The following is an 18,551-nucleotide window of genomic DNA, read 5'->3' as shown; positions in this document are numbered from 1 at the left end:
CGGCCGGGGCATGACGGTTAATGCCGGAGCGGGGGTTCGATCGCGCGCCGGCAGGCGCCGCCTTGAACCAGGAGTAGCTCCCATGAAAACCCTTTCCCTATCGTCCGCGGCGTGCGGGCTGTTGCTGGCCGGCGCCTTGCTAGGCGCTGCCCCGCCAGCCGCGGCGCAGACCGAGGAGGACATCATCGTCACCGGCCGCTGGAGCCGGGTGCCGGACAATGTGGATTCGCTGTCGCAGCGGGTCAGCTACCGCGATCTCGACCTGAGCCTACGGGACGACTGGCGCGAGTTGCGGCGCCGCGTCAGCCTGACCGCACGCTATCTGTGCGACCGGCTGGGCGAGCCGGACAGCGCCTCGTCGAGCTTTGCGCCATCGTGCCGCGACGCCGCGACCAGGGACGCGATGCGTCGGGTCGGCACGGTCCGACAGGACTTCGCGCCGCGCGGCACCGCCTGGATCGCCCCCGCACGCTGGGAGGCGCCTTATCCGGCCGATTGGGAAAACACCTATCCGGAAAACGAGTCTTCGGCCTATCCGTGACGGCCCGGGAGCGGCGCCGCACGGGCGCCGCTCCCGTCACCCCAGCCGGTCGAAATAGACGAAGAAGAAGCCGAGCTGGCCGAGGATGGCGGCAAGCACCAGCCAGAGCTGGAAACGGCGCGAGGCGATGACCGCGCCGAGCGCGCAGCCCAGGATCGAGAGCACGGCCCGTACGGAATACATCAGTCCATGCGCCTCGTAATAGGCGATGCCCTTCAGCAGCGTGTCGCCGATATCGAGGAAGAAGGTCAGCGCAATCAGGCCGAACAGCCATTTGCGCCGCGACAGGAAATAATCGGCATACCCATCATACCCTTCCAGATCGCCGGGGAAGAGGATCGCGCAGATCAGGAAATAGCAGGACGCATAGGCGAAGATGAAGAGATAGCGCCCGAACGTCCAGTCAGTGATCTGGTTGAGCCGGAATTCCCACCACCAATAGCCGATGACCGAGAGCAGCGCCCAGGCCACCCAGCCGAGATGAAGCAGGCTGACCTTGCGCCTGCCGGGATGCTCGACAAAGGCGGCGAGGCCGAGGAGCAGCCGGCTGACGCTCAGGCCGAGGATCACCCCGACGATGACGCGCACGTGCAGGAAGAGATCATTGGCCATGAGCGCCCTCTCTCGACGGAGCCGGGCGGGAAGGTGGCAGATCGCACGATTGCGGGCAATCACGGCAGCACTGGATTCACGGCGCGACCTGCATTATGTATGGCTTATTGTATGGATACAAAAGGCATGCATGATGATGCGGTTTGAGAATGATACGGAGAAATTCCGCTGGATCCTGAAGGCGGGATGGAAGGGGCTCTGCCCGCGCTGCGGCAAGGGTCACATGTTCACGTCCTGGCTGAAGGTGACGAAGGAATGCGACGTGTGCGGGCTCGATTACCGCTTCGCCGCGCCCGACGATGGCCCCGCCTTCTTCTCTCTCTGCATCGTCGCCTTTCCGCTGACCTTCCTGCTGGTATGGATCGAGGTGGCGTATCATCCGCCGCTCTGGGTGCACCTGGTGACCTCGATCCCGGTGATGCTGCTCGGGTGCCTGTTGCCGCTTCGGCCGATCAAGGGATGGCTGGTCGCCTCGCAATATGTAAACAGGGCGCAGGAAGCGGGCACCGGCGCCTTGTGGAACAAGCTGCACGGCCGCGCGCCGGAAGAGGGAGTCGGGAATTTCGATGACTGACGGGTGGCTCCCCGACCTTACGCGCAGCACCGGCACCAAATATCAGGCGATCGCCGACGCGCTCGATGCGGCGATCGTACGCGGGGATTTGCGCCGGGGCGATCGCCTGCCACCGCAGCGCGAGGTAGCGGCGAAGCTGGGCGTCGACCTGACCACGGTAACCAAGGCCTATGATGCCGCCCGGCTGCGCGGTCTGATCGAGGCGCGGGGCCGGGCGGGCAGTTTCGTCGCCGCCACGCACGAGCCGATCGTGCCGCCGCCCCTCGTCGATACGGGCATGAACATGCCGCCGGAGATCCCCGGCGGACTGCTGAGCCAGGCAATCAACGAAACGTCCGCCGCTTTGCTCGCCGGATCGGAGATGGCGTGGCTGCAATATGCGCCGGCGGGCGGTGCCGCGCAGGATCGGGCGGCCGGCGCCGACCTGCTGACCCGGCGCCGCCTGCCGAGCGGCGAGGAGCAGGTGATCGTGACGGCGGGCGGGCAGAATGCGCTGCATGCGATCCTGACCTCCACGCTCGGCGCGGGCGACACGGTGGCATGCGGGCGGTTCGCCTATCCCGGCTTCAAGGCGCTGGCCGAGCGGCTGGGCCTGACCCTGTTGCCGCTCGAGGCGATCGACGCCGCGACACTCGAGGCGGCGTGCCGCATCCATCCGGTGCGCGCGCTCTATGTCGTGCCGACCAACGACAATCCGACCGCCGCGACCGTCAGCGAGGCCGAGCGCGCAGCGATCGCAGAAGTGGTGCGGCGTCACGACCTGCAAGTGATCGAGGACGATGCCTATGGGCTGCTCGCCAGTGACCCGATTCCGCCGATCGCCGCCTTCGCGCCGGAGCGCTGCTGGTATGTCGCGAGCCTGTCCAAGATCGTGACGCCGGCGTTGCGCGTCGCCTTTGTGCGGACACCGAGTGCGGGCAGCGCGATCCGCCTCGCCACCGATGTACACGAGACCGCGATCATGGCACCGCCGCTCAACGCCGCGATGGTGAGCCGGTGGATCGGCGACGGGATGTTCGAGCAGCTGGTCAGCGCGATGCGCGGCGAGATCGTCTGGCGGCAGGCGCTGGCCGGGAGCGTACTCGGCGACCTGGCGGGCGCGCGGTCGGCCGAGGGCTATCATCTGTGGCTCCCCCTGCCCGGCCATCTCCGTGCCGAAGACCTGGCCGCGGCGATGCGGCCGCACGGGCTGTCGGTGGTGGGAGCAGGCAGCTTCGCGGTCGAGCACGACGATATGCAGGCAGCGCGGGTGTCGCTGGGCGGGCTGCTCGACCGGGAGCGGCTGGCGCGGGCGTTGCGCGTGCTGCACGGGCATCTCTCGCAACCGCGCGGCAGGGCGACGCCTTTGGTGTAAGGGCCACGCTCCCGACCAGGCAATGGCGTCAGGCAATTCCATGCGCGGCGAGGCCTGCGGCGATGCCATCCGCAACCCTCTTGTCGAAGCGGATCTTGTCTTCGATTTCTCTCTGCCGCCTGTGCTCTTCGGCGCGCTCAAAGGCGAGACCGAGGCGCCGCGCGTAATCCTTGTCCTCCGCCGACTCTTCCTTTCGCGCCAGGGCCGACCAGGATCGGGGACGGCGGCAGCCGAGCCATTGCAGGGTCGCGCGCACATCGGCTGGGACATGCACGGTAACGGGCACGACCACCGGCCCATTCGCCCCGCCGGCAAAGACCTTCACATCGTCATACTCATAGCCGACCGCGCGCTGATAGAGCGCGCTCTCGGCCCGGTCGTCGGCCCGGTCCTTGCCGACCCGAACGGCGTCGGCGAAATCGTCATGCTCGCCGCGCCAGCGATAGAAGGTGCGGATCGAGACGCCGAGGATGTCGGCGACCTCGCGATCGGTCATGCCGTTGCGGCACAGCTTGCGCGCCTGTTCGGCATGCGCGGGGCGATAGAGCGGAGGGCGTCCTGTCGGCATGGAGGCTTGATAGCCGCCGGTGCGAAACGGTTGAATCAAGCCGCTGCGCGCGATTGTTGGACGGTGTGCCAAAACCCTTCGCGTTTCAGGGCGAGGCCTTCGCGATTCCGCGAGGGAAACCGCGCAAAACCGCGCCAGCAGTGTTGGATGGTTTTGGCACGGCTAGTCGGGCGGGGATCGGTTCTCGCCCAAGCTACCCCCCTTTCTCGCAAAAGAAGATAACATGTTGATATATATAAATTATTTTTCTGCGACACCAGGAGGCACCGGCTGCTCGACGAAGATATCGCTGAAACCTTTTTCATGCGCATAGAGATTGGCGGCATGGATCGAGGCACGCATGGCCTCATCGATAATGACATTCGTCCCGTGCGGATCGCTGTCGAGGTCCTTTTGCGACGTGGCTCCATAGGTCTTGACGCGCGCCGCCAGCGTCTCGTCGCCGGGCGCGACGACAGGAGCCGGCATCGACCGCTCGAGCTGCGCGCGCTTTTCCGCAGTGGCGCGTCGCGTACGATCCTGAATCTGCTCCAGCGTATCGCCGGGACGGACCTCGACCTTCACTTCCCGCGCGGCGAGAGCCGAGGGCGCCAGTGCGGCGGCGACCCGCGCCAGTTGTTGCGGGGTGACCTCCTTCGCCCAATAAGCCCTGACGGCCTCGCGGTGGCGATCCAGCAGCAGCGGCAGCTCCCGATCGCACTGCGCCGACGCCGTGGCGACCATGCGATCGATCAGCCGGGCATGTCCTTCTCTGGCGCCGCCATCTCGGGATCGCCCGTCAGCCGGGTCCGATAGCCGGTATTGCATATCGCGCGCGAGACATCGGCGATCGCGCGCCTGGCGGGGGTATGGGACTGCACCATGCGCGTCGCTATATTTCTTCCCGACCGGGGCCGCCCGCGTGTATCGATCGTTCAGGGGGCCGGAGGCAAAGACGCCTCGATCTCACCCATAGGGAGTCTTGTGCCGATGACGATACGGACATCATTGATCCTGCCCGCGGCGCTCGCCGCGCTGGTAGCGGTTTCTGCCGCGGGAATCGCGACACCGGCCGGTGCGGGCCAGGCCGAGCAGAAGAGATCGACTGGCCAGGAAGCGGAGCAGATCGTCTCTCAGCCGGCGCGCGATGTGGGAATCGAGAAGACGAAGATCCCGCCGCTGCTGATCGAGGTGAGCAAGGATCCCTATGCCCTGCGCGGCGCCGGCAATTGCCGGCAGATCGGCAGCTCGATCGCGGCGCTGACCGGAGTACTCGGGCCGGATTATGACGATGACGCCCCGGCGAAGAAGCGCAACATCGCCAAGGCCGGCGGGGCGGCGGTGGTGAATTCGCTGATCCCGTTCCGCGGGCTCGTCCGCGAGGTGAGCGGCGCGGGGCCGGCCGAGCGGCGGCTGAATGCGGCGTTCGATGCCGGCTTTGCGCGGCGCGGTTTCCTTCGCGGGCTGCAGCGGGCGAAGGGGTGTCGGGGATAAGACAGCGCTGAGCGGGTCGCAGTGATGCCGTCAGGCGTCCCCGGACTCATCCAGTTCCTGCATCCGGCGATTGACGAAATCGAGCGGCGAGGATGCAGGCTTGTCCAGCGACGCCACAAAATCCGATGAGGTGGCGCGCACGCCGGCAGGTTTGGAAGAAAATTTGGGCTTGGGTTTGCGCCCTTCCCCGTCCTTTGCCGGCGTGCGCGCCATGTCATCCTCATCCGGTTGTCGCCGACCGACGCTAGGCCTTTGCGGTGAGGCTGCCAATCTGCGCGTGCAGCGCATCCGCCCGGGCCCTGGCCGCATCGTCCGCCGAGGCGGCGGGCCGCGCGGCGCGCAGGGCCATCTCGCCGCCCGATCCGACCGCCTGCGCGGTGAATTCCGCCGTCCGGCGATCGATCTGCGAGCGCAGCGACATTTTCGACGACAGCTTGCCAAGCTTGCGGAAGACCGGCGCGTCTCCGGTGAACCAGGTCTGCTGCCACCAGATCTGAGTCGCGAGATCGACCCAGGAGACGTAACCGCCGGGCAGGATCGTGCGCGGCTGCCGGATCGCCCCGCTATAGGAATAGCGGACGCCGGCCGCATCGACCGGATCGAAATAATGCGGCGTGTAGAAATCCGACACGACCACGCCGTTGACGGTATAGGCGAAGGACGCGTCCTCCGACGGATCGCAGACCTCCACCAGATAGTTCACACGCCCTTGACCCGGCTTGATCGATTGACCCGCCACCAGCCGGTCGCCGAAGGGATCGACGAGCATCTCACACATTTCGTGCGAGCAGGTGAGCGACCACACGTCGCGGCCGGGATCAGCCGAGACCAGCGCGAAGGGCTGGCCGTTGCGATCGAGGTGGATGCCGGCGGCGGCGTAGCCGATATCGTCGCGGATGATGATCGGCCAATAGTCGAGCGGCATATCGGCCACGCTGCCAAAGGCGTCGACGGTCGCACCGATTCCCCAGATCGGATCGAGATCGCGCGTCGCCTGCTTCTGCAGCGCGGACGCCACCTTCATCAGATCGCCCGCGGAGACCTGCGCCGATTCCGAGATCAGCGCGACATGCTTCAAGAGTCGCGTCATGGTTCCTGCTCCTGCTGTTTCGAGCGGAGGGTAGCGCCGTGACGGGGGTGGGCGCGTGACGATGATCACGCGTTCTGGATGGCGCGCGGTGCCATCGTAGTTCCGGTCCATTCAGAGAAAGACTGGGGTTGCCGGCCGATAAACTATCACCAGAACTGACATGTAGGCTATCGACAGCGCCATTGGATGAATAACCTGCGTCAGGATAGGCCGGGGGGCAGCAATGACGTGGCAGCGCGATGCAAAACTTGTCGTTTCTCTTTTCGCGACAGTGCTAGGTCTCGGCACGACTGGCTACGGCGCCTATGCCCTCCACGCGGAGCACGAGCATAAAATCCAGGCCGATACTCAGGTCGAACTGGCCAAGGTCGCGGCGGCGCGCGAGAATGCCGAGTATCGTTTTCGGGAAAGCATTTGTTCGGATACCTTTGCTTATCTCGAAGACGAACATCCCAACCCTTCCATTTCGAGCGATAGCGCAGAGAGCGCCAACAGGGTCGTGAGCCGTAATCTGAGATCCTGCAGTGTCCTCACGCCAGATGACCGGGTATCACCCTCCAGCGGATTTCCCGCGGAGGCGAAGCCGTGATCTTCCTCGTCCTCATCGCATTCTGTTTCAGCTGCGCGGCGGCCTATATCTTCCTTGTCACATGGCTTGATCCGCGAGCGGACACGGTTGAGGAGGTTGAGGCACTTGCCCAGGCGGAGAGCAAGGGCGCCAAGAAACTGGTGGTCCGTCAGCGCGGCACACCAAGCAGCCGCCGCCGCATCAGACTCGACGATGACAGCTAGAGATCATCAGCGATTTCTCACGAGCGAGAGGGCGACCACCTAGTTTCCTGGGCAATCCGGGCACGGTCTTGCATCGCGATCCGCCTTGCCTAGCCTCCGGAGTCCGGCCGGACCCGCATCGAGAAGACCGTCGTGTTGCGATCGGTGCCGCCGACCACCAGGCTGTAGAATCTGCCCGCCGCCTTGGCCGCCGCGAACTCGGCGCGGGTCAGCTTCGAGCCGTCGCTCCATCCGCCATTCTCGCGCAACGCGAAGAAGGTCGCGGAGGCCGCGACATGATAGGTCGGGGCGACGCCCAGCATCGCCTGGACATCGGCGATGAGCGCCGGCTGGGGCGATGCGGTGGAAATGCCGCAGATCGTCCGGCGTTCGCCGAGCGACACGCTTTCCCGCACGTCGAGCATCAGCGTGGCATCGCCGGCCTGGATGAGCCGGTCGAACGCCGGATCGAAATCCTTCGGCGCATCCGCCCCGCCGCGACGCCAGCCGCCGCGATCGGCGCGGGCGAGAACGGCCCGGGGCGACGCGTCCTCCGCCACGCACAAGGACTGATAGGCCGTCGTCATCGCCCGAGCCGTATCCGGGGCCGCCGCCGCGGCGGCCATTGCCATCACGAACATCCTGTCCACCCTGACCAGAGGATCCCGGACGGCCTGTCTAGGACCGCCCCGATCGGATGGCGAATGAACTTTCCGTAATGTTCGGAGGCATCGCCGCGGTAGATATGATATGCTCGCCGCGAAGAGGCGGGAGGGGAAGATGTCGGCTTGCGACGAAGAGCCCTGCAAATCACTGATCGACGATTATTGGGACAAGACGTACGCGGCCCTGGACGCCGAGCTTGTGCTGCGGCTCCATTGCGACGTGTGGAAGGCAGCGCGGCACGACTACTGGATCCTGCTTTCGCTGTGGCTCGCGGTCTTTGCCAGCGCCGTGGCGTGCGCGGCGCTTCATTTGCCGCCGGTCGCCTGCGCTGCGCTGACGGCGATGAGTTTCCTGCTGCTCCTGTCGCTGTTCGTCTGGGGGATACGGATCGTGCGGCTGCGGCGGCTGGTGCGGCTATATGAGGCGATCTGCCGGCGGCATTATTCCGAGATGCTGTCGATCCGCCGCGCGATCGCGGTGAAGTGCCCGCGGGAGTGCCAGCCTCAGGCAGTGAAGATCGAGTGCGGCTGCTGAGGATGCGACCAGCCGGCGCCGGATGTCGAGCGTTCTCTCGCGCCGACGGCGATTCGCGGCGAGGAAACTAGTATAGTGTCCCCGAGTTTCCGGGCGCATTAATCCTTTGGTATCGCGCGACGGAATAGGACGGTCGGGTGACGCTGTTCGCTGAAATATGGGCCGAAGCGCGGCCGGTCGCCATTGTGAGCGCTTTCAGCCTTTCGCTGATGACGGCGATCGAACTTCTGTTTCCGCGCGAGAAGCAGTCGCTTCACCAGAGATTGATGGGGCTTGGGATATGGGCGTTCTACGTGCCCATCAGCATGGTGATCTTCAGGCTGTTCCACAATCTGTGGGCATCGATCGGCATCAGGCCGCTCATCACCTTGCCCATGTCCTTCGATCGGGCCGGGATCCTGGCGATCGTCGTGGCACCGTTGGCGGCTGCGCTGATCTATGATTTTTTCTTCTACTGGTTCCATCGAGCGCAGCATGTCTTCGCCTGGCGATTCCATGCGGTGCATCATTCGATCCGGGAACTTAACGCGGCCAATTCATACCATCATGTCAGCGAGCCGATCTTCCAGGCGGTGTTCCTGTTGCTGCCGGCAAGCCTGATCGTCGCCGATACCGGCCCAACCGTTCCGGCGATGCTGATCATTCTCCATCTCCAGGCGACTTTCATCCACTCGCCGACCAGCATCAATCTTGGCCCGTTGCGCGTGTTTTTCTGCGACAACCGGTTTCATCGCATCCATCATTCGCTCGAAGAGAAGCATTTCGACAAGAATTTCGGGGCGTTCACGACCCTGTGGGATCGCCTGTTCGGAACGGCCTGGTTCCCCGCCCGGAACGAGTGGCCCGCGACCGGACTGGCGGAGATCGATCAGCCGCGGAGCCTGTGGGGCTGGGTCGACCTGCCGATCAGATTCCGACGCAGCCGCCGGGATGAGACGATCGAGCCCGTGGTGGTTCAGTGAACCATTGCGGGCACCGTCAACGTCATTGCAGCGATGAGAAACAGCGGTGCACCCGGGCGGATGTGCATGACCGCTTTAGCACATGGCCGGCGCGGTTGAATCGAGCGCGGCGCAGCGGTGGCTCCCAAAATGTCATGAGGGTCACTGACATTTTGGGTGCCGCCGTTCTGGAGCGGCACTAATATTACTTTATTTCATATACTTACTTGCAACCTGTGATTGTCGCGCGGCCGGAAATGTCAGTCCGCACTGACATTCCGGCGCTTCCCCCTCGTCATGCCGGGCCGCGCAGCAGCGGCAGGAGCTGATCGCCCTGGCGCCCGATCTCGGACAGATAGGGCGTGTCCGACAGCACGAAATGGGTGATGCCGAGCGCCTCGTACTTGCGCAGCGAGGCAGCGACGTCGGCGGCCGAGCCGACCAGCCAGGTCGTGCCGGCGCCGCCGCCGCCGAACTTGCCGGGCGTGGTGTAGAGATTGTCGTCGAGCACTTCGCCGCGCGCATGGAGATCGAGCAGGCGCTGCTGGCCGGTGGCGACCCAGGTGCGGTGGTCGTTCCAGCCCCTGCCCTCGCCCTTCGCCATCTCGGCGACCTTGGCCTCGGCATCGGCCCAGGCCTGTTCCGTCGTGTCGCGCACCAGGGTGGTGATGCGCAGGCCGAATTCGAGCGGCGGCAGATTGCGGTCGAGATCCCTGCCCAGGCCCTTCAGCCGGTCGATCCGTTCGCGCACCCCGTCGAGCGGCTCGCCCCAGAAGAGCTGGACGTCGGCCTCGGTGGCGGCGACCTGCTCGGCCGCCGCGGAGGCGCCGCCGAAATAGAAGCGCGGGTGACGCCGATCGCCGCGGGCCTGAAGGCGCGGGCTCACGGTCGAGCCGGCGACCTGGAAATGCTCGCCGGCAAAAGTGACATTTTCCTCGGTCCAGAGCCGGCGGACGAGCTGCATGAACTCTTTGGTGCGGGCATAGCGTTGCGCCTGATCGCCCTCGCTGTCGCCATAAGCGGCGAGATTGTCCTGGCCCGACACGATGTTGATGCGCACGCGGCCGCCGCTCAGATCGTCGAGCGTCGCCGCCGCCGAGGCGAAGTTGGCCGGACGCCAATAGCCGGGGCGGATGGCGATCAGCGGCTCGAAGCTGGTGGTGCGCGCGGTGAGCGCCGTGGCGAGGGTGAAGGTATCGGGCCGCCCCCAGCCGGTGCCGAGCAGCGCGCCCTTCCAGCCATGGTCCTCGAGCGCTTTGGCGTGGGCCGTCAGTATGTCGAGGCTGTCGGCGCTCGCGGGGGTGGTGTCGCCGCGATGGCCGGCGCCGATTTGATTGGGGATGTACCAGAGGAATTCGGAATCGCTGCTCATGACGCACCTTGCTGAGTTATTCCTATCGATCCGATAGGAATTAAGAAGCTGGAGCGCAACGGGGTTGATATTCGGGGCGATAAAGATGGGATGCGTGGTGCCGCGCAGGGTGCTGCTCCATGGGCACGCGCCACGGCCTGAGGTCGAGATCGGCGGGCCGGGCGCCGTCATCAGGCAGCTAACGGCCCAATGCCGGTGGTTCCGGGCCGGCACGAAGCGCTGCCTGGCAGAATCGGCCATTCGCCCGGTGGCAAATCGCCGGCTGGCAGCGCGGGCCATGTCGGTTCGTCGCACGGTGCGCTCGACCCGACCGCTTGGGTAACGACTTTTCCGGTCTTGTTCATCTGCGGGACAGGTTCACCTGACACGCAAGGCCGGCCGGGGGGCAGTTTTAGAGGAGATTGCCTCATGCGTGTCATTTCAAAACAGGCGGGAACGCGATTCCTGGTCGCCGCGCTGGCCGTGTCCGTGACGGGCATCGTGTCCGCGCAGGAACAGCAGCAACCACAGTCGCAGCAAGCCCAGCCGCCGCAGAATTCGCCCGAGTCCAATGTCGTCGTCTATGGCCCTGCCCCGGCTGCGATGACCCCAGGGCCCGAGGTCAAGGGCGTCATCTCCGCGCGCAATGCCGACAAGTTGAAGATCAAGACCGCCGACGGCTCCAGTGTCGTCGTTGCCGTCAACGAGGCTACGCGGGTCAAGGCCGGAGGCGGCCTGTTCAGCGGCACCAGCAAGCTTGGGACAGATGCGCTGCTCAACGGCGTGCCGGTCACCATCAAGACATTGCAAGCAGGCGATGGCCAGTCAGGCGCCGGCCTGGTGGCGAGCCAGATCAGTTTCCGGAAGAACGACCTCAAGACCGCGACGATGATCCGCAACGCGACGGACCAGCGCTTCGAGGAACAGACTGCGGCAACGGAGTCGCTGCGCGGCCGCCTGGGCGATATCGACAAATATAATATCAAGGGCACCACCAATGTGCACTTCGATACCGGCAAGTCGGAACTGTCCGCCGAGGACAGGGCCCAGCTCTGCACGACGGCCTCCACGGCCGAGGCAACGGAAAATGCCCTGATCCTGGTGGTCGGCTACACCGATTCGACCGGCAGCGACGACATCAATCAGGCGCTCAGCGAAAAGCGCGCCAACCGCGTCATCAATTATCTCCAGCAGAAGTGCGGCTGGAAACCCTATCGGATGCTGACCCCGACCGGGATGGCCACGGCGGATCCGCTGGCGAGCAACGACACCGAGGAAGGCAAGGCGCAGAACCGCCGCGTCGCGGTGAATATCCTGGTCAGCAAGAGCGTCGACGTCATGTGACGTACGCGGGAGCGGCGTCGCGTCCCCTGTCACGGGTGTGAGCGGACGTCGCCCTATGTCCGCATCGGGCCGGGAGCGGCAGTCCGCTCCCGGCCCGAAGAGCGGCTACAGAATAACCGAGCAGATATTGTCGAAGAGGGCCCTCCCGATCGTCCCGGGTGCCTGGGCGTCCATGCTGGCGAAAATAGTGTCGGTAAAGCTGCGGAGCAGGCCGCCATCCGGTCCATATTCGCAGGTCGAGAGCGTGGCGAACGCGTTGGCCTTGCAATCGAGCCGAAGGTGCATCCTCATGTCGACAGCGCCGGAGGGTCGGGGTTTCCTACAATGCCATTTGGCCTATATCGTTCTCAGCCCAACACCATCGCCTGCCTTGAGTGTCGAGAGGTCGGTATAATGGGTGGAGTCGTCCGGGCCGATTTTGACTTCCGTCCATTCAGTCGCGAATGCGGGCTGCGCCACGAGGACAAGGCGGGCACATAAAAGCGAGCACATTCAGGATCCCCTCGGCCAACATTGATCGGGCTGTCCCTAATTTTACTGTCTCAAACTAGGGGCGCACTCCATAAGGCCAGCGGGAGTGAAAGATGGCGGGGTTGGGAAATATGTACACGCTCTCCGCAATTCGAGAGGCAAGGGTATCTCAGCTCGGTCGCCGTATGATGGTTTTCCCATTGCTGCTGGCGCTGGGAGCCTGCCAGCCACCTCCCAAGTCCGAGCAATCGATTCGCCAGGATTTCGAAGCAGCCGACCGCGTAAGTCTCGGCCCGACTGACCAACTGATCGTGACTCAGGGCGCAGATCAAGGGCCTGTCTCGCGGGCGCAAATCAAGTTCATGCGGGCGGTTGCGAGCGAAAGACGGGCCCATGCCGCTGCGCTGGCCGGCTTTCACTTCGGCCTGCTGGGCAACGCGCGAGCGCTGAAGGACTCGCCTGCCATCCTCCGAGACTGCCGCAAGATGGATAGCGCCAAGGCGGTAGTCGCGACCTCTCGCATCAAGGCTTTGGGCATATTCCAAGCGGCGAAACGCGATCTCGAGGATGCCGCAAAAGGTTCTGACCACAAATATTTCCAGAGCGGGGTCGCGGATCTGGATCGTTTTCTCGCGCCGGGCAGCCCGACGTTAAACCAGCCATTCGAGATGGAGGACGCGCAAATCGACGATGCGATCCGCTTGTGCGGCTTGCTCGCTCGCCGAACCTGGGCCGCGGAGGGGGCAAGATTCAGCTATGGCAGCCGTCGAGACAGTGACCTGCATGGAATCTTGTTCCGGCACATCGAAGAACTCGACGGCAAGATCATGCAAACCCGATCGACCGGTCTTTCGATCATGAGAGTCGATCAGTTCCTGAAAAGCAGCCCGAATTGGGGCGCTCGCGAGCCGAGCGATTAGGGTGCCGTGCCACCATAATGTCGCTTGAGCGCTGAGCGGGGGGCCAACCAGGCGAACTCCCCGCCCAAATTCGAGTGAAGCAAATGCCACATGTCCGCTCCCCTCACCGCGACGGGCGCGGGGCCTTGTCCTTGTTGCGCTTGTCGGCGACGAAGCTGTGGCCGCCCTCGCCCTTGTAGATGTCGAACAGGCCGATCGCCTCGAACAGCTCGGGGAAGTTGCGCATGCCGTAATTGCGCGGATCGATCGAGGCCTGGCGCTTCGCCGCGCTGCCCGCCGCGGGCATCGAGGCCCAGCCATCGTCCCAGGCGGCCGCCTCCACCGCGCCGCGCAGGATGGTGACGAGGGTCGCATCCTGGGCGAGGACCTTGCCCGGCGATTTCGGCGGGGACGCCTCGGCCCTGGCCTTTGCGCCGGAGCCCGCGGCCTTGTCCTTCTTTTCCTTTTCGGCGGGGCGCGCGGCGGGGGCCGGTGCGGCGGGATCAGCGAGGCTGTCGAGATAGAGGAAGGTCGTGCAGGCGTTGACGAACGGATCCGGCGTCTTGCGCTCGCCAAAGCCATAGACGTCGTGGCCGTTCGCCTTGAGCTGCATGACCAGCGGCGTGAAATCCGCGTCGCTGGACGCGATGCAGAAGCCGTCGAGCTTCTGGGTGTAGAGCAGCTCCATCGCGTCGATGACGAGGGCGATGTCGGTCGCGTTCTTGCCGGTGGAATAGCTGAACTGCTGGATCGGGCGGATGGCGAAGGCGTGCAGCTTCTCCTTCCAGCCCTTCAGGCCGGCGCTGCCCCAGTCGCCATAGGCGCGGCGGATATTGGCGGTACCGTATTTGGAGAGCTCGGCCAGGATCAGCGCGATCTTGGTGTGCGAGACATTGTCGGCGTCGATCAGCAGCGCGATGCGGCGATTGGGGGCCGGGGTGGTGGGTTGATAGTCTTCCATGATTGATCTTTCTTGTCGGTGCGTGCCCGGGGCGCGGGCGCTGCGCGTTGGCGCGGCGGCGCTGTTGTGATGGGCGCGGCTCCGGTCGGTTGAGTCGCCGGTGCCGGGATGAGGGTAGCATAGGGCAGGTGGTGGGGATTGGGGTAGTGCGCGCCGATGAAGGCCCTTGCTTCGTCGACCGTCTGGAACCGGGTTGCGTATTTTTAACGAGCGTGGGCGGGCCGAGGTTAAGGGGTTGTTGCACGTAGCAGCGTAATTCCACCCTAATTCAGGACGGGACCGGAAGAAACCGAGCGCGATCCCACCAAAACGAGGGCGTCTCCCGATGGATTGTCCCTATCGTCGCGGCTACCGCAGCGGGGCCGCGGCGTGGCGGCGACACATGGGCAGGGGAACTGAAGATGGCCTTTCCAACAGCGGTCAACGATCAAATCACCGACGCGGTCACCCAGGCCAACACCAATGTTCTTGGCGACGCCCCGGCCATCGCGATGGGCAATCTCTATCAGGCGACCGCCCAGGCCCTCGCCAATGCGGCGCACAACGCCACCGCCGCGCAGCAGCAATCCTATGTCACCGCGCAGGCCGCGACGACGATGGGCGTGGCGACGCTCTATTCCATCGACACCGCGTCAGCCGGCATCGCCACCAGGGACATCTTCAATGCGGCGACGGCCGACAAGGGCGCCGACCAGGGCTGAGCGACCTTTCGTTCCGGCGAAGCAAGGATGAATCGATGGCATTTCCAACCTCGGTCAATAGTCAGATTACCGATTCCGTAACGCAGGCGTCGGTCCAGGTGCTCGGCGTCTCGCCCGCGATGGCGATCGGCATGCTGTATCAGGCGACCGCGCAGGCGCTCGCCAACGCGGCCCATAATGCGACCATGGCGCAGCAGCAGATGAACATCACCGCGCAGGCGGCGACGACGGCGGGCGTGGCGCTGATCTATGCGCAGGTCGCCGGCGGCGGCGCGCCGCACCAGGCGGCGGCCCCTGTGCCGGCGCCGCCGGCGGACTGGGCCGGAAACCCCGCCGCCTGAAACCCCCATGCCTGGAGGCAGGACAATGTCCGACGAAACACAGGGTGCCCCGGCCGGGGCGGCGGGCGCGCCGGGCGGCGCCGACACGGGTGCCCCGCATCCCGCGTCGCCCCAAACGACGGTGAACAGCCAGATCCTGGATGCCGTCAACGCGATCAATGCCATGGCGACGGGGCTGGCACCCGCCAGTTCGGCGGCGATGCTGAACCTCGCCGCGACCCAGGCCTCGGCGCTCGCCCTGCATAACGCGGTCGCGCGCCAGCAGGCGGATGCGGTGATCAGCTCGGCCGCTGTCGTCGCGACCTGCGCGCGCCTTGCGGGCGCCAACGCGCGTTTGGCAAAAATGACGACATCGGGGACGATATCGGGGGCGGGGCCGGCCCAGGGGCTGATCGCAGCCGTCGAGGCGCAGATTCAGGCGGGGATCGCGATCCTCAAGAGCCGGGCGCTGCAGCCGGACGGCGATGCGGACGCCGCCACGGAGGCGCTCGACCGGCTGGCGGCCGCCATGTCGGACACCCCGGCGGATAGCGGCGACGCGGGCGGGCGACCGCCCTCATCGGCGAAACGGCCGGCCAGAAGGGCCGCGCCCGCCGGGAAGAGACCGTGACCGACCAGTCGACGGTGCAGGCCCGGATCGCCGAGGCGATCGACCAGGCACGGGCTGCCGCGCCGAACCACCCGCTCGCGGAAACGGAGGGCGCGGGACCCGGTTTTCACCTGGTCGCGCAATCCGCCGCGATCGCGGTGCAGGATGCCGCCGATGCGCTGCGCAACGCCACCACGATCGCAACGACCGCGGCCGGCGCCGCGATGGCCCAGTTCCTGGCGAGCGGCGATCCGGCCTGCCTCATGCTCCTCGCCCATGCACGCAAGATGGTGGACGATGCGATCGCCGATTACGCGGCGATCGGTGAGGCTTCGGCGCGGATCGTGCGGGACTTTTCGGTTCGCTGACGCGGCGCCCGGCTGTGGGGCGTTGGGTGGACGGCGGGCGGTGGCGAGTTGCCAACCGGCTGCGGCGTGCGGGGCGGAACGCGTTTCCTCGCCAGGCGGCTGTGATAGCGGGATGGCTCTGCGCTTCGGTTCGATAGCCTCATGGAAGCATCGTCATCATAGCGCGCGCGACGCGGGCGTCGGCGTGCTCCCCGCCGACGATGAGGGCCTCAGCGAAGTCCCTATGGATGTTGCGCCAGCGATCGAGCGTGCGGACGCCGACCCCGAGATACTCGGCGACTTCCTCGTCGGTGGCGCCGAGGTGGCAGAGATGGCGGGCCTGATCGGCGTAGGCGGGGTCGTAGGTCATATCGCCGGGATAGCGGCGGCGATGTGAGGTTTGAATCGATGGCGTTGTGTTGGGGTTGAGGGCGCGGGGCGTCTAAACGCGGAGTTTGGGGGTTGTTGCACGTGTCACCGTAACTCAGCGAAGTCCCTATGGATGTTGCGCCAGCGATCGAGCGTGCGGACGCTGACCCCGAGATACTCGGCGACTTCTTCGTCGGTGGCGCCGAGGTGGCAGAGACGGCGGGCCTGATCGGCGTAGGCGGGGTCGTAGGTCATATCGCCGGGATAGCGGCGGCGATGTGAGATTTGAATCGATGGCGTGGCATTGGGGTTAGGGGCGAGCGTGTCTGAGGGCGGTGAGTTTGGGGATTGTTGCACGTGTCACCGTAACTCCCGTAACTCCGTAACTCATAAAGTGTACTGTCACCGTGACGAACTTTCTTCGCGCGAGAACCGGTCATGTGGAGGCTAAGGCGTGTTATTACCACAATCGCCGGATGAGGAATTTGGGATGGCATCTACAGCGCTTGATGATAGCGACGACGTCCGTGACCCCCACGTCCCCGATCAAGCGAAAAGGGACAAGAAAGCGTTGTCATTGCTGAAGGCAGGCGCTGAAGCCTGGAATGCAGCATGGGCAGAATCAACCTATCCATTTAATATCGAAGAATATTCTCCGGATTTTGATGGGATAGAATTCAAAGGATTTGATTTATCAGGAGTGGAGTTTTTTGGAACCGCTCGAAACGCGAAATTTATAGATTGCATCTTCGAAGGCGGGGTATTTGATTCAATACACTTCGAAGGGTCCACCTTCGTCAACGTGGTCGCGTCGGATGTAAATTTTGGCTGCTGTCATTTTGAAAAATGCTCCTTCAATAAATGCTCCTTTGAAGCATGCAGCCTAGAAGATATTTGGCTCTTTAATGCTGAGTTGCGAGATGTGGCAATCCGGCACTGCATGTTAGATGAAGCATCGTTCGATGGGTCACTATTCGACTCAGTTAACCTAGAATTTTCGTACAGACAGTGGGCGTCATTCGACGGAGTACGCTTTTTTGAGAGCAATTTATGTGGCGCAAAGCTAATTAGCAGTTCGTTTGAGAGAGTGCGATTATCTGGACAAGAAATGTATCGAGGTCAAAATAGTTTTTTGATATCTTCAGACTACGAATATGAAGTAGAACGTGAAGAACAAACCTCAGGAGCGGATTTTTCCAATTCAGGTTTTAAGAATGCTTCTCTACAAAATATGGATCTAGCCGAGTCGGATCTCACGAATACGACCTTTCGTTGGTGCAATCTAACTGGAGCAGATCTCCGCAAGTGTAAGGGAATTTGGTCCGGCGCCTTCCAAGGCAGCGATCTGTCTGGAGCCAAGATTCCAGATGATAAGATTTTCAACCCGCCGATAGATCGCATAGAGAGAATAACTTCGCTGGCCCGGCCCGCTTATATCAGCAATATAATCACTTGCGGAGTCATGGTTGCCGTATTCGGATTCTCCGATCCAGTACAAAGTATATCCCTGCCAATTCTTCAGGTGCAGTTAGCTCCGCACAATTTTGCTCTGTTCGGTATAATTCAAAGTTCTATCATATTTATTTACGTAAGCCTATATGTCACAAGGATATGGGAGTCTGTTTCGGATTTACCCACAATATTTCCGAATGGCACCAGAGTGCCCGAGGCGATCTCGCCTTGGTCGGTCCTCGCGCCAGTATGGATACACCTCCGAGTGATATCTGAACACAGAGGGTTTAAATTACCCAGCGGATATTGGGTTCAGTTTGCATTCTCAATTATCTCTCACTGGCTTTTAACGCCTATAACTATATCGATAATCATGCTTTCTTTATGGGAGGCAGACACGCAAATTCGTGTCCCATCTTCCATAGCGCTCATTCTGAGTTTGCTCATATCTTCTTTTTTTTATTACTCAGGAGTAAGAATTCTTAAGGCGAATGAGACACTACACGACGATAAGCGACAATCTAAATTCAAAACAATCCTAGAGAAGTCAGCGATGCGTTTCTTCTTTCTACGATACCGCCAGTTGAGAGGGCGGTAACTCA

27 protein-coding genes are annotated in these 18,551 nt (G+C 63.6%); 15 read left to right on the top strand and 12 right to left on the bottom strand.

The window, feature by feature from the left end; translation table 11 throughout:
* Nucleotides 1-82 precede the first annotated feature (82 nt).
* Nucleotides 83-541 carry a UrcA family protein gene (locus tag AC1RT8_RS08090; protein ID WP_493075097.1) on the top strand — a complete coding sequence of 153 codons (459 nt, stop codon included), beginning with the start codon at nt 83-85 and terminating at the stop codon, nt 539-541.
* 36 nt (nt 542-577) lie between these two features.
* On the opposite strand, the gene AC1RT8_RS08085 is transcribed toward AC1RT8_RS08090, so the two are convergent.
* Nucleotides 578-1,153, bottom strand: a complete 576-nt coding sequence (locus tag AC1RT8_RS08085) for a hypothetical protein (RefSeq protein WP_493075096.1) — start codon at nt 1,151-1,153, stop codon at nt 578-580.
* Nucleotides 1,154-1,286: 133 nt separating this feature from the next.
* On the opposite strand from AC1RT8_RS08085, the gene AC1RT8_RS08080 reads away from it, so the two are divergent.
* Both AC1RT8_RS08080 and AC1RT8_RS08075 read left to right on the top strand, forming a co-directional pair.
* Nucleotides 1,287-1,727: a DUF983 domain-containing protein gene (locus AC1RT8_RS08080; RefSeq protein WP_493075569.1), complete on the top strand. Its 441-nt coding sequence runs from the start codon at nt 1,287-1,289 to the stop codon at nt 1,725-1,727.
* Complete coding sequence (locus tag AC1RT8_RS08075) at nt 1,720-3,081, top strand: aminotransferase-like domain-containing protein (protein WP_493075095.1); 1,362 nt, start codon at nt 1,720-1,722, stop codon at nt 3,079-3,081. Before AC1RT8_RS08080 ends, AC1RT8_RS08075 begins: the two co-directional genes overlap by 8 nt.
* A gap of 28 nt (nt 3,082-3,109) precedes the next feature.
* Here the strand turns inward: AC1RT8_RS08075 and AC1RT8_RS08070 are convergent, their stop codons facing one another.
* The 3 genes from AC1RT8_RS08070 to AC1RT8_RS08060 form a co-directional block, all read right to left on the bottom strand.
* The gene (locus tag AC1RT8_RS08070; RefSeq protein ID WP_493075094.1) at nt 3,110-3,649 is read right to left on the bottom strand and encodes a helix-turn-helix domain-containing protein; all 540 of its coding nucleotides are present in this window, start codon (nt 3,647-3,649) and stop codon (nt 3,110-3,112) included.
* Between the two features lie 240 nt (nt 3,650-3,889).
* On the bottom strand, nt 3,890-4,372 hold the full coding sequence (locus tag AC1RT8_RS08065) for a hypothetical protein (RefSeq protein ID WP_493075093.1): 483 nt from the start codon (nt 4,370-4,372) through the stop codon (nt 3,890-3,892).
* An 8-nt stretch (nt 4,373-4,380) separates the two neighbouring features.
* Nucleotides 4,381-4,512 carry a hypothetical protein gene (locus AC1RT8_RS08060; RefSeq protein ID WP_493075092.1) on the bottom strand — a complete coding sequence of 44 codons (132 nt, stop codon included), beginning with the start codon at nt 4,510-4,512 and terminating at the stop codon, nt 4,381-4,383.
* A 106-nt stretch (nt 4,513-4,618) separates the two neighbouring features.
* Here AC1RT8_RS08060 and AC1RT8_RS08055 point away from each other — a divergent pair, with 106 nt between their 5' ends.
* Nucleotides 4,619-5,122: a hypothetical protein gene (locus AC1RT8_RS08055; RefSeq protein ID WP_493075091.1), complete on the top strand. Its 504-nt coding sequence runs from the start codon at nt 4,619-4,621 to the stop codon at nt 5,120-5,122.
* Between the two features lie 30 nt (nt 5,123-5,152).
* Here the strand turns inward: AC1RT8_RS08055 and AC1RT8_RS08050 are convergent, their stop codons facing one another.
* On the bottom strand, nt 5,153-5,335 hold the full coding sequence (locus AC1RT8_RS08050; RefSeq protein WP_493075090.1) for a hypothetical protein: 183 nt from the start codon (nt 5,333-5,335) through the stop codon (nt 5,153-5,155).
* 31 nt (nt 5,336-5,366) lie between these two features.
* Entirely contained in the window at nt 5,367-6,212 is an 846-nt protein-coding gene (locus AC1RT8_RS08045) for a hypothetical protein (RefSeq protein ID WP_493075089.1), read from the bottom strand.
* A gap of 223 nt (nt 6,213-6,435) precedes the next feature.
* Here AC1RT8_RS08045 and AC1RT8_RS08040 point away from each other — a divergent pair, with 223 nt between their 5' ends.
* Nucleotides 6,436-6,801: a hypothetical protein gene (locus tag AC1RT8_RS08040; protein WP_493075088.1), complete on the top strand. Its 366-nt coding sequence runs from the start codon at nt 6,436-6,438 to the stop codon at nt 6,799-6,801.
* Nucleotides 6,798-7,004 (top strand): hypothetical protein, encoded by a 207-nt coding sequence (locus tag AC1RT8_RS08035; protein ID WP_493075087.1) that lies wholly within the window; start codon nt 6,798-6,800, stop codon nt 7,002-7,004. Before AC1RT8_RS08040 ends, AC1RT8_RS08035 begins: the two co-directional genes overlap by 4 nt.
* Nucleotides 7,005-7,093: 89 nt before the next feature.
* Here the strand turns inward: AC1RT8_RS08035 and AC1RT8_RS08030 are convergent, their stop codons facing one another.
* Nucleotides 7,094-7,615, bottom strand: a complete 522-nt coding sequence (locus AC1RT8_RS08030; protein ID WP_493075086.1) for a hypothetical protein — start codon at nt 7,613-7,615, stop codon at nt 7,094-7,096.
* Nucleotides 7,616-7,763: 148 nt separating this feature from the next.
* Between AC1RT8_RS08030 and AC1RT8_RS08025 the strand changes: the two genes are divergently transcribed.
* Nucleotides 7,764-8,183, top strand: coding sequence for a hypothetical protein (locus tag AC1RT8_RS08025; protein ID WP_493075085.1), 420 nt, complete (start codon nt 7,764-7,766; stop codon nt 8,181-8,183).
* Nucleotides 8,184-8,392: 209 nt separating this feature from the next.
* On the top strand, nt 8,393-9,145 hold the full coding sequence (locus AC1RT8_RS08020) for a sterol desaturase family protein (protein ID WP_493075084.1): 753 nt from the start codon (nt 8,393-8,395) through the stop codon (nt 9,143-9,145).
* A gap of 274 nt (nt 9,146-9,419) precedes the next feature.
* On the opposite strand, the gene AC1RT8_RS08015 is transcribed toward AC1RT8_RS08020, so the two are convergent.
* Entirely contained in the window at nt 9,420-10,496 is a 1,077-nt protein-coding gene (locus AC1RT8_RS08015) for an LLM class flavin-dependent oxidoreductase (RefSeq protein WP_493075083.1), read from the bottom strand.
* A gap of 408 nt (nt 10,497-10,904) precedes the next feature.
* Between AC1RT8_RS08015 and AC1RT8_RS08010 the strand changes: the two genes are divergently transcribed.
* Nucleotides 10,905-11,819: an OmpA family protein gene (locus AC1RT8_RS08010; RefSeq protein ID WP_493075568.1), complete on the top strand. Its 915-nt coding sequence runs from the start codon at nt 10,905-10,907 to the stop codon at nt 11,817-11,819.
* Between the two features lie 105 nt (nt 11,820-11,924).
* On the opposite strand, the gene AC1RT8_RS08005 is transcribed toward AC1RT8_RS08010, so the two are convergent.
* Complete coding sequence (locus tag AC1RT8_RS08005; RefSeq protein ID WP_493075082.1) at nt 11,925-12,110, bottom strand: hypothetical protein; 186 nt, start codon at nt 12,108-12,110, stop codon at nt 11,925-11,927.
* Nucleotides 12,111-12,403: 293 nt separating this feature from the next.
* On the opposite strand from AC1RT8_RS08005, the gene AC1RT8_RS08000 reads away from it, so the two are divergent.
* The gene (locus AC1RT8_RS08000) at nt 12,404-13,210 is read left to right on the top strand and encodes a hypothetical protein (protein ID WP_493075081.1); all 807 of its coding nucleotides are present in this window, start codon (nt 12,404-12,406) and stop codon (nt 13,208-13,210) included.
* A gap of 103 nt (nt 13,211-13,313) precedes the next feature.
* Here AC1RT8_RS08000 and AC1RT8_RS07995 read toward each other — a convergent pair whose 3' ends face one another.
* Nucleotides 13,314-14,150 carry an NYN domain-containing protein gene (locus tag AC1RT8_RS07995; protein ID WP_493075080.1) on the bottom strand — a complete coding sequence of 279 codons (837 nt, stop codon included), beginning with the start codon at nt 14,148-14,150 and terminating at the stop codon, nt 13,314-13,316.
* Between the two features lie 401 nt (nt 14,151-14,551).
* Between AC1RT8_RS07995 and AC1RT8_RS07990 the strand changes: the two genes are divergently transcribed.
* From AC1RT8_RS07990 to AC1RT8_RS07975, 4 genes are read left to right on the top strand one after another with little or no spacing between them, the layout of a single operon-like run.
* Nucleotides 14,552-14,851, top strand: a complete 300-nt coding sequence (locus tag AC1RT8_RS07990; RefSeq protein ID WP_493075079.1) for a RebB family R body protein — start codon at nt 14,552-14,554, stop codon at nt 14,849-14,851.
* A gap of 35 nt (nt 14,852-14,886) precedes the next feature.
* Nucleotides 14,887-15,192, top strand: a complete 306-nt coding sequence (locus AC1RT8_RS07985; protein WP_493075078.1) for a RebB family R body protein — start codon at nt 14,887-14,889, stop codon at nt 15,190-15,192.
* Nucleotides 15,193-15,217: 25 nt separating this feature from the next.
* On the top strand, nt 15,218-15,802 hold the full coding sequence (locus tag AC1RT8_RS07980; RefSeq protein WP_493075077.1) for a RebB family R body protein: 585 nt from the start codon (nt 15,218-15,220) through the stop codon (nt 15,800-15,802).
* Nucleotides 15,799-16,149 carry a hypothetical protein gene (locus AC1RT8_RS07975; protein WP_493075076.1) on the top strand — a complete coding sequence of 117 codons (351 nt, stop codon included), beginning with the start codon at nt 15,799-15,801 and terminating at the stop codon, nt 16,147-16,149. Before AC1RT8_RS07980 ends, AC1RT8_RS07975 begins: the two co-directional genes overlap by 4 nt.
* 139 nt (nt 16,150-16,288) lie before the next feature.
* Here AC1RT8_RS07975 and AC1RT8_RS07970 read toward each other — a convergent pair whose 3' ends face one another.
* Together AC1RT8_RS07970 and AC1RT8_RS07965 are read right to left on the bottom strand one after the other, a co-directional pair.
* Nucleotides 16,289-16,498, bottom strand: a complete 210-nt coding sequence (locus AC1RT8_RS07970; RefSeq protein WP_493075075.1) for a hypothetical protein — start codon at nt 16,496-16,498, stop codon at nt 16,289-16,291.
* Nucleotides 16,499-16,602: 104 nt separating this feature from the next.
* Nucleotides 16,603-16,752, bottom strand: a complete 150-nt coding sequence (locus tag AC1RT8_RS07965; protein ID WP_493075074.1) for a helix-turn-helix domain-containing protein — start codon at nt 16,750-16,752, stop codon at nt 16,603-16,605.
* 199 nt (nt 16,753-16,951) lie between these two features.
* On the opposite strand from AC1RT8_RS07965, the gene AC1RT8_RS07960 reads away from it, so the two are divergent.
* Nucleotides 16,952-18,547, top strand: coding sequence for a pentapeptide repeat-containing protein (locus AC1RT8_RS07960; RefSeq protein WP_493075073.1), 1,596 nt, complete (start codon nt 16,952-16,954; stop codon nt 18,545-18,547).
* Nucleotides 18,548-18,551 lie beyond the last annotated feature (4 nt).

The organism is Sphingomonas sp. GW821-FHT10F11 (genome assembly GCF_058809095.1).
This window is presented reverse-complemented; position numbering and strand designations above follow the sequence as displayed.

Excerpts from the sequence above, each read along its gene's own strand:
- AC1RT8_RS08090 (WP_493075097.1), top strand. The coding sequence starts at position 83 with ATGAAAACCCTTTCCCTATCGTCCGCGGCGTGCGGGCTGTTGCTGGCC.
- AC1RT8_RS08085 (WP_493075096.1), bottom strand. The coding sequence starts at position 1,153 with ATGGCCAATGATCTCTTCCTGCACGTGCGCGTCATCGTCGGGGTGATC.
- AC1RT8_RS08080 (WP_493075569.1), top strand. The coding sequence starts at position 1,287 with ATGATGCGGTTTGAGAATGATACGGAGAAATTCCGCTGGATCCTGAAG.
- AC1RT8_RS08075 (WP_493075095.1), top strand. The coding sequence starts at position 1,720 with ATGACTGACGGGTGGCTCCCCGACCTTACGCGCAGCACCGGCACCAAA.
- AC1RT8_RS08070 (WP_493075094.1), bottom strand. The coding sequence starts at position 3,649 with ATGCCGACAGGACGCCCTCCGCTCTATCGCCCCGCGCATGCCGAACAG.
- AC1RT8_RS08065 (WP_493075093.1), bottom strand. The coding sequence starts at position 4,372 with ATGGTCGCCACGGCGTCGGCGCAGTGCGATCGGGAGCTGCCGCTGCTG.
- AC1RT8_RS08060 (WP_493075092.1), bottom strand. The coding sequence starts at position 4,512 with ATGGTGCAGTCCCATACCCCCGCCAGGCGCGCGATCGCCGATGTCTCG.
- AC1RT8_RS08055 (WP_493075091.1), top strand. The coding sequence starts at position 4,619 with ATGACGATACGGACATCATTGATCCTGCCCGCGGCGCTCGCCGCGCTG.
- AC1RT8_RS08050 (WP_493075090.1), bottom strand. The coding sequence starts at position 5,335 with ATGGCGCGCACGCCGGCAAAGGACGGGGAAGGGCGCAAACCCAAGCCC.
- AC1RT8_RS08045 (WP_493075089.1), bottom strand. The coding sequence starts at position 6,212 with ATGACGCGACTCTTGAAGCATGTCGCGCTGATCTCGGAATCGGCGCAG.
- AC1RT8_RS08040 (WP_493075088.1), top strand. The coding sequence starts at position 6,436 with ATGACGTGGCAGCGCGATGCAAAACTTGTCGTTTCTCTTTTCGCGACA.
- AC1RT8_RS08030 (WP_493075086.1), bottom strand. The coding sequence starts at position 7,615 with ATGGCAATGGCCGCCGCGGCGGCGGCCCCGGATACGGCTCGGGCGATG.
- AC1RT8_RS08025 (WP_493075085.1), top strand. The coding sequence starts at position 7,764 with ATGTCGGCTTGCGACGAAGAGCCCTGCAAATCACTGATCGACGATTAT.
- AC1RT8_RS08020 (WP_493075084.1), top strand. The coding sequence starts at position 8,393 with ATGACGGCGATCGAACTTCTGTTTCCGCGCGAGAAGCAGTCGCTTCAC.
- AC1RT8_RS08015 (WP_493075083.1), bottom strand. The coding sequence starts at position 10,496 with ATGAGCAGCGATTCCGAATTCCTCTGGTACATCCCCAATCAAATCGGC.
- AC1RT8_RS08010 (WP_493075568.1), top strand. The coding sequence starts at position 10,905 with ATGCGTGTCATTTCAAAACAGGCGGGAACGCGATTCCTGGTCGCCGCG.
- AC1RT8_RS08005 (WP_493075082.1), bottom strand. The coding sequence starts at position 12,110 with ATGAGGATGCACCTTCGGCTCGATTGCAAGGCCAACGCGTTCGCCACG.
- AC1RT8_RS08000 (WP_493075081.1), top strand. The coding sequence starts at position 12,404 with ATGGCGGGGTTGGGAAATATGTACACGCTCTCCGCAATTCGAGAGGCA.
- AC1RT8_RS07995 (WP_493075080.1), bottom strand. The coding sequence starts at position 14,150 with ATGGAAGACTATCAACCCACCACCCCGGCCCCCAATCGCCGCATCGCG.
- AC1RT8_RS07990 (WP_493075079.1), top strand. The coding sequence starts at position 14,552 with ATGGCCTTTCCAACAGCGGTCAACGATCAAATCACCGACGCGGTCACC.
- AC1RT8_RS07985 (WP_493075078.1), top strand. The coding sequence starts at position 14,887 with ATGGCATTTCCAACCTCGGTCAATAGTCAGATTACCGATTCCGTAACG.
- AC1RT8_RS07980 (WP_493075077.1), top strand. The coding sequence starts at position 15,218 with ATGTCCGACGAAACACAGGGTGCCCCGGCCGGGGCGGCGGGCGCGCCG.
- AC1RT8_RS07970 (WP_493075075.1), bottom strand. The coding sequence starts at position 16,498 with ATGACCTACGACCCCGCCTACGCCGATCAGGCCCGCCATCTCTGCCAC.
- AC1RT8_RS07965 (WP_493075074.1), bottom strand. The coding sequence starts at position 16,752 with ATGACCTACGACCCCGCCTACGCCGATCAGGCCCGCCGTCTCTGCCAC.